The following is a 14,901-nucleotide window of genomic DNA, read 5'->3' as shown; positions in this document are numbered from 1 at the left end:
CCAGGACAATTTGTGTGGTCGGGCTCGGTTATATCGGGCTTCCGACCGCGGTCGTGCTCGCCTCGAGAGGCGTTTCGGTGGTCGGCGTCGATATCAGCGAGGACGTCGTGGCCAAGATCAATCGCGGCCAGGTCCACATCGTGGAGCCCGATCTCGATGCGGTGACCGCGCGCGCCGTGCAGACCGGCAAGCTGCGCGCGGCGACCAGGCCGGCGCCGGCCGATGCCTTCGTCATCGCGGTTCCCACGCCGTTCCACGAGGGCAGGGCGGATCTCCGCTACGTCGAAGCCGCAGCGGCATCGATCGCTCCGGTCCTGAAGCGAGGCGATCTCGTCGTGCTCGAATCGACCTCGCCGCCCGGCACCACGGAAAGGATGGCCGCCCAGCTCGCGGCGCTGCGTCCCGACCTGCGAATGCCGACGCCGCAAGACGAGGATTGCGACGTTCACGTCGCCTATTGCCCCGAGCGTGTGCTGCCCGGCCGCGTGCTGGTCGAACTCGTCGAAAACGACCGGGTGATCGGCGGTATCACCGCCAGATGCTCCGCGCGCGCCGAGGAACTCTACCGCATCTTCTGCACCGGCAGCTTGCTGAGAACCGGCGTGCGGACCGCCGAAATGTGCAAGCTGACCGAAAACTCGTTTCGCGACGTCGGCATCGCCTTCGCCAACGAATTGTCGATCATCTGCGACCGGCTCGGCATCAACGTCTGGGAGCTCATCCGCCTCGCCAACCATCACCCGCGCGTCAAGATCCTGCAGCCGGGCCCCGGCGTCGGCGGCCACTGCATCGCGGTCGATCCCTGGTTCATCGTCCAGGCGGCTCCGCAGGAATCCCGCCTGATCCGTACGGCGCGCGAGGTCAACGACGGCAAACCGTCCTACGTGCTCGACAAGATCAAGGTCGCCATCGACGCTGCGCGCGCGGTCGGCGGTCACCCGAAGGCGCTCGTGCTCGGCCTGGCGTTCAAGCCGGACGTGGACGATTTCCGCGAGAGCCCGGCGCTGCGGATCGCCGAACAGGTGGCCGGGTGGGATGTCGAGCTGCTGGTGTCGGAGCCTTTCGCAGAACGGTTGCCGGGAGACCTTTCCCGCCACGAGAACGTCCGCATCGTGACGGACGTTCACGAGGCGATACGCGAAGCGCATATCGTGGTGATGCTGGTCAACCATCGTGCCTATAGCGACATCGCGCGGGCGGATCTCGACGGCAAGGTGGTAATCGACACGCGCGGGGTTTGGTCGTGAAGCAGTTGCTGGTTCGCTCGGGCAAGGTCTTCCTGCAGGAGGTCCCGGCGCCCGTCGCAGGTCCGAAGAACGTGCTGGTCCGGGTCGAGCGCTCCTGCGTGAGCGTCGGCACCGAGATGGCGGGCGTCAAGATGTCCGGCCTTCCGCTGTACCGCCGTGCGCTGAAGCAGCCGCATCACGTCAAGCGCGTGCTGCAGCTGATGAAGGATCAGGGCGTCGCCCGCATCTACAAGCAGGTCAAGGGCCGGCTCGATGCCGGGTTGCCGACCGGCTATTCCGCGGCGGGAACCGTAGTCGCAGTCGGTGCCGAGGTCGAGGGAATCGCGATCGGAGACCGTATCGCCTGTGCCGGCGCCGGCATCGCCAACCATGCCGAGGTCATCGACGTTCCGGTCAATTTGTGCGTTCCAATACCGCAACAGGTGTCGTTCGATGCCGCGGCGACCGTGACGCTCGGCGCCATCGCGATGCAGGGCGTGCGCCGCGCGCAGCCGACGCTGGGCGAAACCGTCGTCGTCGTCGGGCTCGGGATTCTCGGACAGATCACCGCGCAGCTCCTGACCGCCAACGGCTGCCGTGTGATCGGCACCGACGTTGACGGCAAGCGCATCGCCACGGCGCTCGCGAACGGGCTCGATCACGGCCTCAATCCCAATGACGGCAATCTGGTCGAGAACATCGTCAAGCTGACCGACGGCTTCGGCGCGGACGCCGCGATCGTCACGGCGGCGTCGGCCTCCAGTGAAATTCTGGCGCAGGCCTTCCAGGCCTGCCGGAAGAAGGCGCGCGTGGTGATCGTCGGCGACGTCGGGCTGAACATGGCGCGGTCGGACATCTACGCCAAGGAACTCGACGTGCTGATCTCCTGCTCCTACGGGCCCGGGCGCTACGATCCGGCCTACGAGGAGGAGGGCAGCGACTATCCGCTCGCCTATGTGCGATGGACCGAAAACCGCAACATGGCCGAGTATCTGCGCATGCTGGCGGCCGGCCGGGTGCGACTCGACAACATGCTCAGCAAGCCCTATCCGATCGATCGCGCCGAGGAGGCCTATGCCCGGCTCGGTGGCGAAGGCGAGAAGCCGCTCCTGGTGCTGTTGCAGTATCCGCATCGCGAGGAAGCGCTGCGCTCGGAGCTGCGGATCGCCGCGCCGAAGCCGGTCGACGGCCGGATCAAGCTCGCGGTGATCGGGGCGGGCGGTTTTGCGCAGGGCATGCACCTGCCGAATCTGAAGAAGCTCGGCGACAGGTTCGACCTCCGTAGCGTCGTGAGCCGCACCGGCCTGTCGGCACGCACCGCCGCCGAGCGTTTCGGCTTCGGCACTGCGGGCACCGATTTCCGCGCCGTTCTCGATGACCCGCAGATCGATCTGGTGCTGATCGCGACGCGGCATGACCTTCACGCCGAGATGACGCTCGCCGCGCTCAAGGCCGGCAAGCACGTCTTCGTCGAGAAACCGACCTCGATGACCGAGGAGGGCCTCGACGAGATCGAGGCGTTCTACGCCGCCAATCCGAACGGGCCGCTGCTGATGACCGGCTTCAACCGGCGCTTCGCGCCGGCCGTGACTGCGGCGCGCGAAGCGATCAAGGGCCGGCTGTCGCCGATGATCGTGAACTACCGCATGAACGCCGGCTACATCCCCTCCGACCACTGGGTGCACGGACTGCACGGCGGCGGCCGGAACATCGGCGAGGCCTGCCACATCTACGACCTCTTCAACGCGCTCACCGGCAGTGAGCCCGTCGAGGTCCAGGCCCGCGCGATCGTGCCTGCGAGCGGCCACTGGCGGCGTGACGACAATTTCGTCGCCACCGTCCGCTATGCCGATGGGTCGCTCTGCACGCTGACCTACACCTCGCTCGGGTCGAAGGAGTTTCCCAAGGAGCGGGCCGACATCTTCGTCGACGGCAAGGTGCTCGTGCTCGACGACTACAAGCGGCTGACGGTGACCGGTGCGAAGGGCGGCTGGAAGGGCATGACCATGGAGAAGGGTCAGCTCGAAGAGCTGGTGGCGCTCGCCGATGCCTTCAAGGCGGGCGGCAGATGGCCGATCTCGCTCGCCGAGCAGGTGTCGGCGACGCGCGTCAGCTTTGCGGTCGAGAAGCAACTCTGCGAATGAGGCGGCGCCTGTTCAGCCGTTCCCGCCTTTGCCGCCGCCGAGCAGCGGCCTGACGAACCGTTCGAGATCTTGGCCCGAGAACAGGTAGCCGCTCATGCCGGCCGCGCGAGCCGCCTCGATGTCGCTCGGCTTGTCGCCGATCAGGAAGCTTCTGCCGACATCGACCGGATACCGTTTCAGGAGGTCGAGAATCATCCCGGGCGCTGGTTTTCGCCGGTCGCTGACGCGCCTGTAGCGCGCGATGACGGCCTCCGGATGGTCGGGACAATATTCGAACGCGTCGATGCGTGCGCCGATCCTGGCCAACTCCTCGGCCATGTGCCGGTGCAGCGCGTGGATGTGCTCCTCTCGGTAGAGACCCCGGCCGACGCCGGATTGGTTCGTGACCACGAAGGCGAAGTAGCCGGCGTCATTGACCGCCTTGACGGCCTCCCGCGCGCCGCTCACCCATCTGAGCTTGTGAATTTCGAAGACATAGCCGCTGTCCTCGTTCAGCACTCCGTCGCGATCGAAGAAGACGGCGGGTCTCTTCATGGCATGGCTCGTCGTGGCACTTCTCGAAACTGCCCATCCCGGGACGTCGCCGACCGGTCTTCGAGAGTGTCTCTCTTGCGGGCTCGATCCCACTACACCGGCCGCCCGGAAAGATCAAAAACTGCTGGATTTGCATGCTTGCGGCCCTGGGGACGGGTTGATAACAATCCTCCCGCAGGGCCTTCGCGTTGCATCGACACAAGCGCTTCCACTCGGCTACGGGCGGTTCTCGCCGTACTTTGCCCCGGCAGGACAGGACGTCGCGGTCGAAGTCGGCTATGGCATCCGCCATACCCGGTTTTCCTGCAGATTTTACCTTGCATTGAGGCCGCGAGAGACGTTGTTCGAGGTGTGAACGCATGTACGTGATTGGAATTAGCTCGGGGATCAAGCACGGTCACCATGACGGCGCGGCGGTTCTGCTGCGCGATGGCGAGCTGATCGCCGCGGCCGAGGAGGAGCGCTTCACGCTCGCCAAGCACGCGCGCGGCGAACTGCCGCGCGGTGCCATTGCCTTCTGCCTCAAGCAGGCCGGTATCACCATCCACGACGTCGACTGGGTCTGCTCGCCGCTGAAGACCTACACCAACTACGCGCGCCGTCTCACCGAATACTTCAAGTACCAGTTCGGTCACAGTCCGAAGATCGAACTCTACGACCACCATCTCTGCCACGCCGCGAGTTCCTATTATGGTTCGGGCTTCTCCGAGGCGACCGTCGCCTGCTTCGACTTTTCGGGCGACTCGAGCTCGGGCCTCGTCGCGCACGTCAAGGGCAACGATTTCCGGGTGCTGACGCGGTTCGGCCGCCACAACAGTCTCGGCCTGTACTACGGCATGCTGACGCAGTATCTCGGCTACCAGATGACCAACGACGAGTACAAGGTCATGGGGCTGTCCTCCTACGGCAGTCCCGAGTATCTCGACCGGTTCGCCAGCCTGTTGCGCCCGAACGGCATCAGCTACGAGCTCGATCCCGCGCTCGACAAGCGCCAGCGCGACGCGGAGATCTTCACCAGCGATTTCTCCACCCGGCAGGAGCGCATCTTCACGGAGAAAATGGAGGAGATGCTCGGGCCGCGACGATTGCGCGGTCAGCCGCACGACCGGCGGCTGACCAACATCGCCGCCAGCGGCCAGAAGCAGCTCGAGATCGTGACCACCGAAGTGATTCGGTCCGCGATCGCGCAGACCGGCTGCGCCGACGTCTGTCTTGCCGGCGGCGTCGCGCTGAACTGCAAGATGAACATGGAGATCGCCGCCGAACCGTCGGTCAAGCGGCTCTATGTTCCGCCGGTGCCGCACGATGCGGGCGTGGCGCTGGGGGCGGCGATGCTGAAATGCGTCGAGGCCGGCCATCGTATCGCTCCCCTGACGCACGCCTATTGGGGACCGGAATATTCCAACGACACGATCAGGGACACCTTGGACAAGATCGGCGCGCGTTACGAGTTGCTCGACGATCCGGTGACGCGCTGCGTCGCCGACCTGGTCGAGCAGAAGACCGTGGGTTGGTTCCAGGGCCGGATGGAGTACGGTCCGCGCGCGCTGGGCAACCGGTCGATTCTCGCCGATCCGCGGCAGGGCGACATGAAGGACCGGATCAATCTGACCATCAAGTACCGCGAGGAGTTCCGCCCGTTCTGCCCGTCGGTGCTGTTCGAGCGGCAGGCCGACTATTTCGAGGACGCATTCGATGCGCCCTTCATGGTGGTGACGTTCCCGGTCAACGAGGCGGTTCAGCGAAAGATGCCCGCGGTGGTCCATGTCGACGGCACCGCGCGCATCCAGAGCGTCCATGCGGAAACCAACCCGCTGTACAGCCGGCTGATCGGCGAGTTCGCGCGGGCGACGTCACTGCCGGTGCTGATCAACACCAGTCTCAACATCAATGAGCAGCCGACGGTGAATGCGCCGCTGGAGGCGCTGCACACCTATTTCTGCTCCGGCCTGGACGTGCTCTATCTCGGGCCCTACCGGCTGTCGAAGCCGAACGCGCGCGGCTGACGGGACATCCGCAATGACCTCGGGTTTCATCAAGCGTCTGATCGACGACTATGCGCGGCCGATCCGCAGGGCGTTGCGGCCGACCCGGCATGCGAGCTTCGGAGGCATCGACATCAGCTACCGGCCCGAACTCGACGGCGGCGGGACGCATTTCGGGCAGGACTTTCTGCCCTACTTCAAGGCGCGGGGACTGCCGAAGCAGAAGCGCGTGTACGAATGGTGCTCGGGCCCTGCCTTCATCGGCTTCTCGATGCTCGGCAACGGCTTCTGCGAGAGCCTGTTCCTCGCCGACGTCAACCCGCGCGCGGTTGCGTGCTGTCGCAATACGATCGGCACCAACAATCTCGGCGATCGCGTCACGGTCTGCGAATCCGACAATCTGCGGAACATTCCGGCCACCGAGCGCTGGAACCTCGTCGTCAGCAACCCGCCGCATTTCATCGACGAGCAATTCGAAGGACAGTTGCTGGCGCACGATCCGGAATGGCGAATCCACCGCGAATTCTTCGCAAGCGTCGGCAAATTCCTTGCGGATGATGGCGTCATCGTGCTGCAGGAGAACAACGCCGGGTCCACGGTCGAGAGCTTTCGCCGGATGATCGAGGATTCCGGCCTCAAGATCGTATTCGTCGACGGTGATTCGCCGACGCTGACCAGGAAGAGCGCCTTCTACTACATCGGGATCATGCGGCGGGGAGACGCGCCGCCGGCCTGGGCGATGACGCGCGTCGAGCGGGTGCGCGCGGGCCAGGCCTGGACCTGGCAGAGGGCTGTCTAGCACCCGTCCGTCGTTTGTTGTTTGGACGTCTGGTCGGCTGCTTCAAGGACGCCATCGCTGCGCCCTTCATGGTTGCGACGTTTCGGTCGACGAGGCGGTCACGCAGAAAAAAAACTGGAGGTCATCCGACTGGACTTGACCGCAAGCATTCAGAACGTTCACGGAGAGCGCGAATCGGCATGCATCCGCTGGATCGGTGAGTTTGCCAGGCTGTCCGGCATCCGAATATGTCTACGTATCCACCCCGAAATCAGCACGGATTCACTCAAGATGTGATGGCGGCTATTCGTCCGGCAACTGCAATGCTAGAGTGATTTTATGAGGTTGAGGAATATCCGGCCGGTTTATGTGGCTGTTGGGGTGGCGGTCGTTGCCTATCTTGCCACCTCCGGCGGTGCTGCGCTCATTCCATTCAAGTTTGGACAGGATCAGCTTCGCTTGTTCTTCTTTCCGCGGGCGATTCAATTCGAATGGATGACCACTCTTGGGCGTCCGATCTATTGGCTTCTGTTTCTGTTGACGATCGTGGTCCTGCCGGTCGCCGCGATAGTAACAGAGAAAGGTATGGGGTCCGTAACCCTCTTGTTTCCCGAGTTGCCGCTGTGGATTCCACTGCTTCTGGCGGGCGCCATGATCGCCTTCTGCGTCTTCAAGCTTGCGCAGGCTGGCGGGCTGAGCGCGAGCGAGGCATGGGATCCACGCCTCTGCTATGAAGACAAGATCCTGAGGCGCGTCGAGTTGTTCAGATTGCTTGGCAACAGATACTACTCGTTCGTCTATTCAAGCCTACCGATCATCGGTTGCTATCTCCTCGCGCGGGGACTGATCGGACGCGAGATGGCCAGCATTGTCGCCTTCATCGTCGTGAGTTCGATCATCCTTTGGCTTGATGTTGCAACAATCCAGAAGGCCCCACCGCTGCTCTACGTGCTGGTCATCGGATTGACATTGATGCTCAGCGGCTTCGGCCTAGTGCGCAGCACGATTGTGACCGTTGGGGTTGGAGGCGCGATCTATCTGGTGCTGGCACTGAACCAGTTTTGTACGGCCGAGACAAATTCCCGCAATCTTCGGGCTATTGCCATGTCGTTGGACGTTGCGCGGCAGGCAACTTCACTTCAGCCGCCCCTGGGAGCGCCTGAGCTTCCTGGTCCCGTAGCGCCGGCGCGGTCGCCGGCTGCTGCAAGCTCACCGTCCAACCCGCCATCTATTCAAAGTGATGGTACGGCGGCTGCCGAACGGGACGGCATGATCGACAAGGGCATTTGGTTGTTGCGATCGGCCGTATTCAGGATGGCCGTGAGTTTTCCATACTACGTCCAGATTTTTGCTGACCCGGCGCAGCGTTGCGGCGTCGTCTTGCCGCCCCTCGGCAGCCTCGTTGCTCCGCGGCCCTGCTATCCTGGCACGAAGGTGTTTCCGGTCATGTATCCCGAGGTAAAATATACGACGGGTTCTCAGCCGGCCGGGGTGAGCCTGTCAGGTTATGCTGAGGCCGGACCGCCCTATGCGGTGCTGGCAACTGTCATAGCCGGGGTTTTCATCGGTTTGCTGTCTGCGGTCGCGAGGGGGACCGATCCCGCGAGCGTTGTCTTGCAAGTGGTATGCTGTCTCTACGCTTACTACGTGACCCAGGTTCCTCTAGCCGGTACGCTCCTTGATAGCTACGGCCTGTTCTGGTTGGTGGCTCCGATCGCCGCAATGTGCGTGATGAAATGGATGGCGGGGATCGCTCTCTCGATCGGGGGCGCGGGGTACGTCCGGCATTCGCCTCAAGGCAACTCTCCATCGCCTGACCTGTAGCGGTGGCTGGGCGGCACCTTTGTGGCCGCTGGCGTCCTGCCGGAACAATGTCGTTGAGCTCTGTGGCCTTGGTATTCTCACTCAACGCCACATATCGGGAGGTCGCCGAGGTTCCGAGGTCGCCCGGTGATGGAATGGTCGATCCTGTGCGGCGAGCCGACCGGCGCGACCGTGTGCTTCATCGACGAGGGGATCGATACCGGTTCGTGGACCGTCCATTGGGAGGACGTGGCGGTCGGGACTGCGAGTACCATCGCGGAAGCCAAGGCCAATCTGTTCTCGCTTGATGCCGTGCTCTACCGGAAGGCCGTCAAGAAGATCGCCGCCGGCGTTCCGAATGGTCTGGAGCGATGACCGGCCGTACTGAAACGACTACCGTTCGTCCGCGATCACCTTGCCGTCGTTCGGCAGCGCGCCGGGGGCGACGAGTTCGACCTGACCGCCGAGCTTGGCCACCGCGCGCAGGGTTCCCGCGATCTCCTCGCGCAGTCGCTCGCTGGCGGCCGCGGTTTCCGCCTTCAGCGTCATGACGTCGGTCTCGCCCTGGCGGGTGACGACGAGCCGCAGCCGGCCGAGTGCGGGATGGCGCTTGCCGATGTCGGCGATCTGCTCGGGGCGGACGAACATGCCCTTGACCTTGGTGGTCTGGTCGGCCCGGCCCATCCAGCCCTTGATGCGCAAATTGGTGCGGCCGCACCGGCTTGGGCCCGGCAGCGCCGCGGTGAGGTCGCCGAGCGCGAGCCTGATCCAGGGGTGATGCGGGTCGAGCGAGGTGACGACGATCTCGCCGACGTCGCCATCTGCCACGGGATCGCCGGTGCCGGGCCTGACGATCTCCAGGATCAGGTCCTCATTGACCACCATGCCATCGCGCGCCTCGGTCTCGAACGCGATCAGGCCGAGATCGGCGGTGCCGAAGGCCTGGTAGGCGTCGATGCCGCGCGAGCTGATTTCGGCCTGCAGCGAGGGCGGGAACGCCGCGCCGGAGACCAGCGCGCGCTTGATCGAGGAGACGTCGCGCCCGCTGTTTGCGGCCGCGTCCAGCAGGATCTTCAGAAAATCCGGCGTGCCGCTGTAGCCAATGGGCCGGTAGGCCTCGATCAGCTCGAACTGCTGTTCGGTATTGCCGGGGCCCGCCGGGATCACCGCACAGCCGAGCGCGCGTGCCGAGGCGTCGAAGATGAAGCCGCCGGGGGTGAGATGGTAGCTGAACGTGTTGAGCACGACGTCGCCGGGGCGAAAGCCCGCGGCGAACAGTGCCCGCGCGCCGCGCCAGGGATCGACCTGCGTGCCCTCCGGCTCGAAGATCGGGCCGGGCGAGGTGAACAGCCGCGAGAATGAGCCCGGAGGGCTCGCCACGAAGCCTCCGAAGGGCGGTGAGGCCTTGTGCAGGGCAGGCAGCTCCGACTTGCGCAGCACCGGCAGGCGTGCCAGCTCCGTCCTGGAGGCCACCGAGGCCGGGTCGACGCCCTTCAGCCGTTCCGCATAGGCCGGGGCTGCCACGGCATGGCGCAGAACGTCGGGCAGGCGGGCAAATAGTTCGGCCTCGCGGCTGGCTGGGTCGCGCGTCTCGCGCGCGTCGTAATGCTTGCCGGCCGAACTCATAGCCATCGTTTCCGCCGCTTGAAGCTCTTCAGGTTCTTGAAGCTCTTGCGCTGGTCGCCGGCGCCGCCGAGGTAGAATTCCTTGACGTCCTCGTTGTCGCGCAGCTCGTCGGCGGTGCCGTCGAGCACGACCTTGCCCTGCTCCATGATGTAGCCGTGGCCGGCGACCGAGAGCGCGGCGCGCGCGTTCTGCTCGACCAGCAGGATGGTGACGCCGAGGTCGCGGTTGATCTTCTTGATGATCGCGAAGACCTCCTTGACGAGCAGCGGCGACAGTCCCATCGACGGCTCGTCCATCAGGATCATCTTCGGGCGCGCCATCAGCGCGCGGCCGATCGCCAGCATCTGCTGCTCGCCGCCGGACAGGTAGCCAGCGAGCCCGGTGCGTTCCTTCAGGCGCGGGAAATAGTCGAACACCATGTCGAGATCGGCGTCGACCTCGCGGTCGCTGCGGGTGAAGGCGCCGAGCTTGAGGTTCTCCAGCGAGGTCATGTCGGCGACGATGCGGCGGCCCTCCATCACCTGGAAGATGCCGCGGCGCACGATCTTGTCGGGATCGATGCCGTTGATGCGGTCGCCGTCGAACACGATGTCGCCGCGCGTGACCTCGCCGTCCTCGGTCTTGAGCAGACCCGAGATTGCCTTCAGCGTCGTCGACTTGCCGGCGCCGTTCGCCCCGAGCAGCGCCACGATGGCGCCCTTCGGCACCTCGAGGCTCAGGCCGCGCAGCACCAGGATGACGTCGTCGTAGACGACCTCGATGTTGCGCACGCTGAGCAGCGGGGCGGGCGCGGCGGCCGTCGGTTTGACGCGGGTTGTTTCGATGGTTTCGGTCATGCGCTGGTTCGCCGATTGCTACGCCCGTGATGCCCGGCCCCGTGCCGGGCATCCACGTACTTCCTGCCACGCCTCAGGCGTGGATGGCCGGGACAAGCCCGGCCATGACGCTCGTGTCTACCTCACCAGCCCAGCCACTCCGGCTTGCGCGGCAGCTCGACGGTCTTGACCTTCTCGAGCTTGATCGCGCCCTTGGACATGATGTCGTTGAGATCGCCGTCGGTCGAACCCGAGATCTTGGTCCGATAGAGGTCGACCTTCAGCGTGCCGCGGTGGTCCTTCTCGGTCCAGGTCGAGGGACTGCACACGCCTTCCATGCCGGCCGGCACCCAGTCCTTCTTCTGGTGGAACGCCTTGATGACGTTCTCGCCGGTGGCGCCGCCGTTCTTGACCGCCCATTCCAGCGCTTCCTTCATGTACATCGCCGTGCAGACGCCTGCGATGTAGTGCACCGGACGGTAGACCTTGCCCGTCGGGTCGGACATCTTGGAGATATCCATCACGGTCTTCATGCCGGGCGCATCGCCGCCCCAGCTCACCGAGGTGCGCAGCGGGAAGATCACGCCGTTGGCCGCGTCGCCCGCGGTCTTGGCGGCGTTCTCGTCCATGCCCCAGACGTTGCCGAGGAACTGCACGTCGACGCCGGCGGTCTTGCAGGCCTTGATGACCGAGATGTTGGAGGCTGCGGTGTTGCCGAGATAGGCGTAGTTGGCGCCGGAGCTCTTCAGGCTCAGGCACTGCGCGCTGTAGTCGCCGGGCGTCAGCGCGAACACCAGCGGCGGCAGCACTTCGAAGCCGAGTTCGGCCGCCAGCGCTTCGCCGGCTGCCTTCGGAGCGTTCGGGTAGGGATGGTTGCCGCCCATGTGCACGTATTTCGGCTTGCCGGTCTTGCCCTTGGCCTTCCAGTCGTCGGCCGCCCACAGCAGCATCGCACGCAAGGCGTCGGAGTAGCTCGGGCCGTAGAACAGGTTGTAGGGCGCCGGCTTCGCCTTGCCGCTGGCGCCTTCCGGATCGGTCAATGCCGCCGCGTAGGAGGCGGACAGGTCGGGAATCTTGTCGTTGGCCAGGAAGCCGGTCAGCGCCTCGGTGTCGGCGGTGCCCCAGCCGAGGATCGCGGCTACCTTGCTCTCCGGGGCCGACCACTTCTTGTACAGCGCGATCGCGCGCGGCACCTGGTAGCCATAGTCGTTGGTGTCGATGGCGACCTGCTTGCCGGCGATGCCGCCGTTCTTGTTGATCCAGGCGAAGGTGTCGGCCTCGGCCTGCCCATAGGGTGTGCCGACGTCGCCCGTCGGGCCGGAATAGTCCGCTAGATGGCCGAGCGGAATCTTGTCGTCGGCCGCGAGCGCCGCGCCGCCGCAGACGGCAAGCGCGAGCGAAACCGTGCCGAGCCAGATGTTCATCTTCATGTTCGTTGTCCTCCTTCGGGTCGTTGTTGACGGTCGTCGTTGTTCCGCGCTCGCCTCAATGCGAGAACGGGTAGAGTTTCCAGTAGGCCTTGATCTGGCGCCAGCGATGCGCGAGCCCGTCGGGCTCGAACATCAGGAACGCGATGATGATCAAGCCGATCGCGATCTCGCGCAGGAAGGTGATGTTGGTGTTGAGGGACAGCGCGTGGTCGATCGCGCCGCCCTTCAGATGCAGGCTGAGCCACTCCATCGATTCCGGCAGCAGCACCACGAAGGCGGTGCCCATCAGCGTGCCCATGATCGAGCCGGTGCCGCCGATGATGACCATGGCGAGAAACAGGATCGAACGTTCGATGCCGAATCCCTCCTGCGACACGACCTGTTGGTAGTGCGCGTAGAGCGCGCCGGCGATGCCGGCGAAGAAGGCGGCCAGCGCGAACGACAGCGTGCGGTACTTCGTCAGGTTGATGCCCATGATCTCGGCTGAGAGATAGTGGTCGCGGATCGAGATCAGGGCGCGTCCGTCGCGCGTGCGCATCAGATTGGTGACGAGGACGTAGCTCACGAGCACATAGGCCAGCACGACGTAGAAATATTGCCGGTCGCCGCGCAGCGAATAGCCGAAGATGGAGAACGGGTTGGCGCTCGCCGGCACCGAGCCGCCGGTGAACCATTCGGCGCGGGAGAAGAAGTCGAGCAGGATGTATTGTGCCGCAAGCGTGGCGATGACGAGATAGAGTCCCTTCAGCCGCGCCGCGGGAATGCCGAATACCAGTCCGACCAGCGCGGTGATGATTCCGGCGAGCGGAATCGCGAAGAACACCGGGATCGGCGCGTTGTTGGAGATATAGGCCGAGGTGAAGGCGCCGAGCAGGAAGAAGGCGGCGTGCCCGATCGAGATCTGGCCGGTGAATCCGACCAGGATGTTCAGCCCGAGTGCCGCGATCGAGAAGATGCCGATCTGGATCAGGATGCTCAGCCAGTATCCGTTGAAGAACTGCGGTGCGAGGCAGAGCAGGAGCACGCCCGCAATCGCGAAATTGCGGCTGGTCCTGGTCGGAAAGATCGTGGTGTCCGCCGCGTATGTGGTGCGGAAATCGCCAGCGGGGATGAGGGAGGGGCCGGCCATGGTCAGATCCGCTCGATGTCGTGGGTGCCGAACAGGCCGTAGGGCTTGATCATCAGCACGATGATCAGCACGTAGAACGGCGCGATCTCGTAGAGATTGCCCCAGTGCAGGTACTGGCTGTCGACATACTGGGCGACGTTCTCGAGCAGCCCGATGATGATGCCGCCGAGCACCGCTCCGCCGACCGAGTCGAGCCCGCCGAGGATCGCCGCCGGAAACACCTTGATGCCGTAGGCGGCCAGTCCCGACGACACGCCGTTGACCACGGCCACGACGACGCCGGCGACCGCCGATACCGTCGCCGAGATCGCCCAGGCCATCGCGAACACGCTCTTCACGGAAATGCCGAGCGACTGGGCGACCTGCTGGTTGAAGGCGGTGGCGCGCATCGCCAGGCCGTATTTGGAGGCGCGGAAGAACCAGGCCATGCCGACCATCATCGCGACCGAGACCACGAGGCTCATGACGTAGACGGTCTGGATCTGCAGGCCGAACAGGCTCACCGACTGGCTCTCGAAGATGCGCGGGAACGGCTGCGGGTTGACGCCGAACATCCATTTCAGCGCGGCCTGGAACACCGTCGAGAGACCGATCGTCACCATGATCACCGAGATGATCGGCTCGCCGATCATCGGCCGCAGGATCACGACCTGGATCGCGATGCCGAAGGCGAACATGAACACCAGCGTGATCGGCATGCCGATCCAGAACGGCACCTGGTACTTCGCGAGCAGCGCCCAGCACACCCAGGCGCCGACCAGCAGCAATTCGCCTTGGGCAAAGTTGACGACCTGGGTCGCCTTGTAGATCAGCACGAACGACATGGCGACCACGCCGTAGAGCGTGCCGACCACGAGGCCGTTGACCAGGAGCTGGATGAGGAAGGCGGTGTTCATCTATGCTATCCTTCGCCTCTCCCCGCTTGCGGGGAGAGGCCGGCGTGCGAAGCACGACGGGTGAGGGGGAGCTTCCGCATGCGAGGTGCCGATGAAGGCAAGACTGAGCGCGCACGGCGCTTGCGGAATACTTTGACCGATACGGAAGGGACGCTCTGGTACCGGCTTCGCGCTCGGAGGCTGAATGGATACAAGTTCGTGCGGCAAGAGCCGATTGGGCCGTACACGGTTGACTTCATCTGTCGCGAATGTCGCCTGATCATCGAGGTGGACGGCGGGCAACATGCCGACGATCCTCGCGACGTTGTTCGCGACAAGTGGCTTGCGGGCCGCAACTACCGCGTCCTGCGATTCTGGAACAACGACGTGCAGCGCAACTTGGCAGGCGTCCTTGAAACGATTGCCACCGCCCTTGCGGAGGCTCCCCCTCACCCGGATCGCTGACGCGATCCGGCCTCTCCCCGCAAGCGGGGGGAGGCGAAGCGAAGCAGCGCGATCTGTCCTCATTCCGCCGCCTCCGCCATGTGTCCATGGC

13 protein-coding genes are annotated in these 14,901 nt (G+C 64.6%); 7 read left to right on the top strand and 6 right to left on the bottom strand.

The genetic code is table 11. The features are described 5' to 3' along the window. Nucleotides 1–14 precede the first annotated feature (14 nt). Together wecC and KGM94_RS05425 are read left to right on the top strand one after the other, a co-directional pair. A complete protein-coding gene (wecC, locus tag KGM94_RS05430; RefSeq protein ID WP_366526211.1) occupies nucleotides 15–1,247 on the top strand; it encodes a UDP-N-acetyl-D-mannosamine dehydrogenase in 1,233 nt (410 codons plus the stop codon). Continuing rightward, entirely contained in the window at nucleotides 1,244–3,370 is a 2,127-nt protein-coding gene (locus KGM94_RS05425; protein WP_300255705.1) for a bi-domain-containing oxidoreductase, read from the top strand. Before wecC ends, KGM94_RS05425 begins: the two co-directional genes overlap by 4 nt. Before the next feature lie 12 nt (nucleotides 3,371–3,382). Here KGM94_RS05425 and KGM94_RS05420 read toward each other — a convergent pair whose 3' ends face one another. Further along, nucleotides 3,383–3,904, bottom strand: a complete 522-nt coding sequence (locus tag KGM94_RS05420; protein ID WP_300255703.1) for an HAD family hydrolase — start codon at nucleotides 3,902–3,904, stop codon at nucleotides 3,383–3,385. A 359-nt stretch (nucleotides 3,905–4,263) separates the two neighbouring features. Here KGM94_RS05420 and KGM94_RS05415 point away from each other — a divergent pair, with 359 nt between their 5' ends. The 4 genes from KGM94_RS05415 (at nucleotide 4,264) to KGM94_RS05400 (ending at nucleotide 8,845) form a co-directional block, all read left to right on the top strand. After that, nucleotides 4,264–5,910: a carbamoyltransferase C-terminal domain-containing protein gene (locus KGM94_RS05415; protein WP_300255701.1), complete on the top strand. Its 1,647-nt coding sequence runs from the start codon at nucleotides 4,264–4,266 to the stop codon at nucleotides 5,908–5,910. Between the two features lie 13 nt (nucleotides 5,911–5,923). Continuing rightward, nucleotides 5,924–6,688 (top strand): methyltransferase, encoded by a 765-nt coding sequence (locus KGM94_RS05410; protein ID WP_300255699.1) that lies wholly within the window; start codon nucleotides 5,924–5,926, stop codon nucleotides 6,686–6,688. Nucleotides 6,689–7,006: 318 nt separating this feature from the next. Further along, nucleotides 7,007–8,491 carry a hypothetical protein gene (locus tag KGM94_RS05405; protein WP_300255698.1) on the top strand — a complete coding sequence of 495 codons (1,485 nt, stop codon included), beginning with the start codon at nucleotides 7,007–7,009 and terminating at the stop codon, nucleotides 8,489–8,491. A gap of 129 nt (nucleotides 8,492–8,620) precedes the next feature. After that, complete coding sequence (locus tag KGM94_RS05400) at nucleotides 8,621–8,845, top strand: hypothetical protein (protein ID WP_300255697.1); 225 nt, start codon at nucleotides 8,621–8,623, stop codon at nucleotides 8,843–8,845. An 18-nt stretch (nucleotides 8,846–8,863) separates the two neighbouring features. On the opposite strand, the gene KGM94_RS05395 is transcribed toward KGM94_RS05400, so the two are convergent. From KGM94_RS05395 to KGM94_RS05375, 5 genes are all read right to left on the bottom strand, one after another. Next, the gene (locus tag KGM94_RS05395; RefSeq protein ID WP_300255737.1) at nucleotides 8,864–10,096 is read right to left on the bottom strand and encodes an AMP-binding protein; all 1,233 of its coding nucleotides are present in this window, start codon (nucleotides 10,094–10,096) and stop codon (nucleotides 8,864–8,866) included. Continuing rightward, nucleotides 10,093–10,932 (bottom strand): ABC transporter ATP-binding protein, encoded by an 840-nt coding sequence (locus KGM94_RS05390; protein WP_300255696.1) that lies wholly within the window; start codon nucleotides 10,930–10,932, stop codon nucleotides 10,093–10,095. The genes KGM94_RS05395 and KGM94_RS05390 overlap by 4 nt, the downstream gene beginning before the upstream one ends. Nucleotides 10,933–11,054: 122 nt before the next feature. Then, nucleotides 11,055–12,341 (bottom strand): ABC transporter substrate-binding protein, encoded by a 1,287-nt coding sequence (locus tag KGM94_RS05385; protein ID WP_300255694.1) that lies wholly within the window; start codon nucleotides 12,339–12,341, stop codon nucleotides 11,055–11,057. Nucleotides 12,342–12,396: 55 nt separating this feature from the next. Continuing rightward, nucleotides 12,397–13,470: a branched-chain amino acid ABC transporter permease gene (locus KGM94_RS05380; protein ID WP_300255692.1), complete on the bottom strand. Its 1,074-nt coding sequence runs from the start codon at nucleotides 13,468–13,470 to the stop codon at nucleotides 12,397–12,399. 2 nt (nucleotides 13,471–13,472) lie between these two features. Further along, a complete protein-coding gene (locus KGM94_RS05375) occupies nucleotides 13,473–14,366 on the bottom strand; it encodes a branched-chain amino acid ABC transporter permease (protein ID WP_300255690.1) in 894 nt (297 codons plus the stop codon). A 78-nt stretch (nucleotides 14,367–14,444) separates the two neighbouring features. Here KGM94_RS05375 and KGM94_RS05370 point away from each other — a divergent pair, with 78 nt between their 5' ends. Continuing rightward, a complete protein-coding gene (locus KGM94_RS05370; protein WP_300255688.1) occupies nucleotides 14,445–14,810 on the top strand; it encodes an endonuclease domain-containing protein in 366 nt (121 codons plus the stop codon). Nucleotides 14,811–14,901: the final 91 nt, after the last annotated feature.

It is taken from the genome of Bradyrhizobium sp. (assembly GCF_028868675.1).
In the GTDB taxonomy this organism is placed as follows: Bacteria; Pseudomonadota; Alphaproteobacteria; order Rhizobiales; family Xanthobacteraceae; genus Bradyrhizobium.
This window is presented reverse-complemented; position numbering and strand designations above follow the sequence as displayed.

What these genes read in the sequence shown, in the direction of transcription:
- KGM94_RS05420 (WP_300255703.1), bottom strand. Translation starts at nt 3,904, where the DNA reads ATGAAGAGACCCGCCGTCTTCTTCGATCGCGACGGAGTGCTGAACGAG.
- KGM94_RS05390 (WP_300255696.1), bottom strand. Translation starts at nt 10,932, where the DNA reads ATGACCGAAACCATCGAAACAACCCGCGTCAAACCGACGGCCGCCGCG.
- KGM94_RS05375 (WP_300255690.1), bottom strand. Translation starts at nt 14,366, where the DNA reads ATGAACACCGCCTTCCTCATCCAGCTCCTGGTCAACGGCCTCGTGGTC.
- KGM94_RS05405 (WP_300255698.1), top strand. Translation starts at nt 7,007, where the DNA reads ATGAGGTTGAGGAATATCCGGCCGGTTTATGTGGCTGTTGGGGTGGCG.
- KGM94_RS05400 (WP_300255697.1), top strand. Translation starts at nt 8,621, where the DNA reads ATGGAATGGTCGATCCTGTGCGGCGAGCCGACCGGCGCGACCGTGTGC.
- KGM94_RS05415 (WP_300255701.1), top strand. Translation starts at nt 4,264, where the DNA reads ATGTACGTGATTGGAATTAGCTCGGGGATCAAGCACGGTCACCATGAC.
- KGM94_RS05410 (WP_300255699.1), top strand. Translation starts at nt 5,924, where the DNA reads ATGACCTCGGGTTTCATCAAGCGTCTGATCGACGACTATGCGCGGCCG.
- KGM94_RS05370 (WP_300255688.1), top strand. Translation starts at nt 14,445, where the DNA reads ATGCGAGGTGCCGATGAAGGCAAGACTGAGCGCGCACGGCGCTTGCGG.
- KGM94_RS05380 (WP_300255692.1), bottom strand. Translation starts at nt 13,470, where the DNA reads ATGGCCGGCCCCTCCCTCATCCCCGCTGGCGATTTCCGCACCACATAC.
- KGM94_RS05395 (WP_300255737.1), bottom strand. Translation starts at nt 10,096, where the DNA reads ATGAGTTCGGCCGGCAAGCATTACGACGCGCGCGAGACGCGCGACCCA.
- KGM94_RS05385 (WP_300255694.1), bottom strand. Translation starts at nt 12,341, where the DNA reads ATGAAGATGAACATCTGGCTCGGCACGGTTTCGCTCGCGCTTGCCGTC.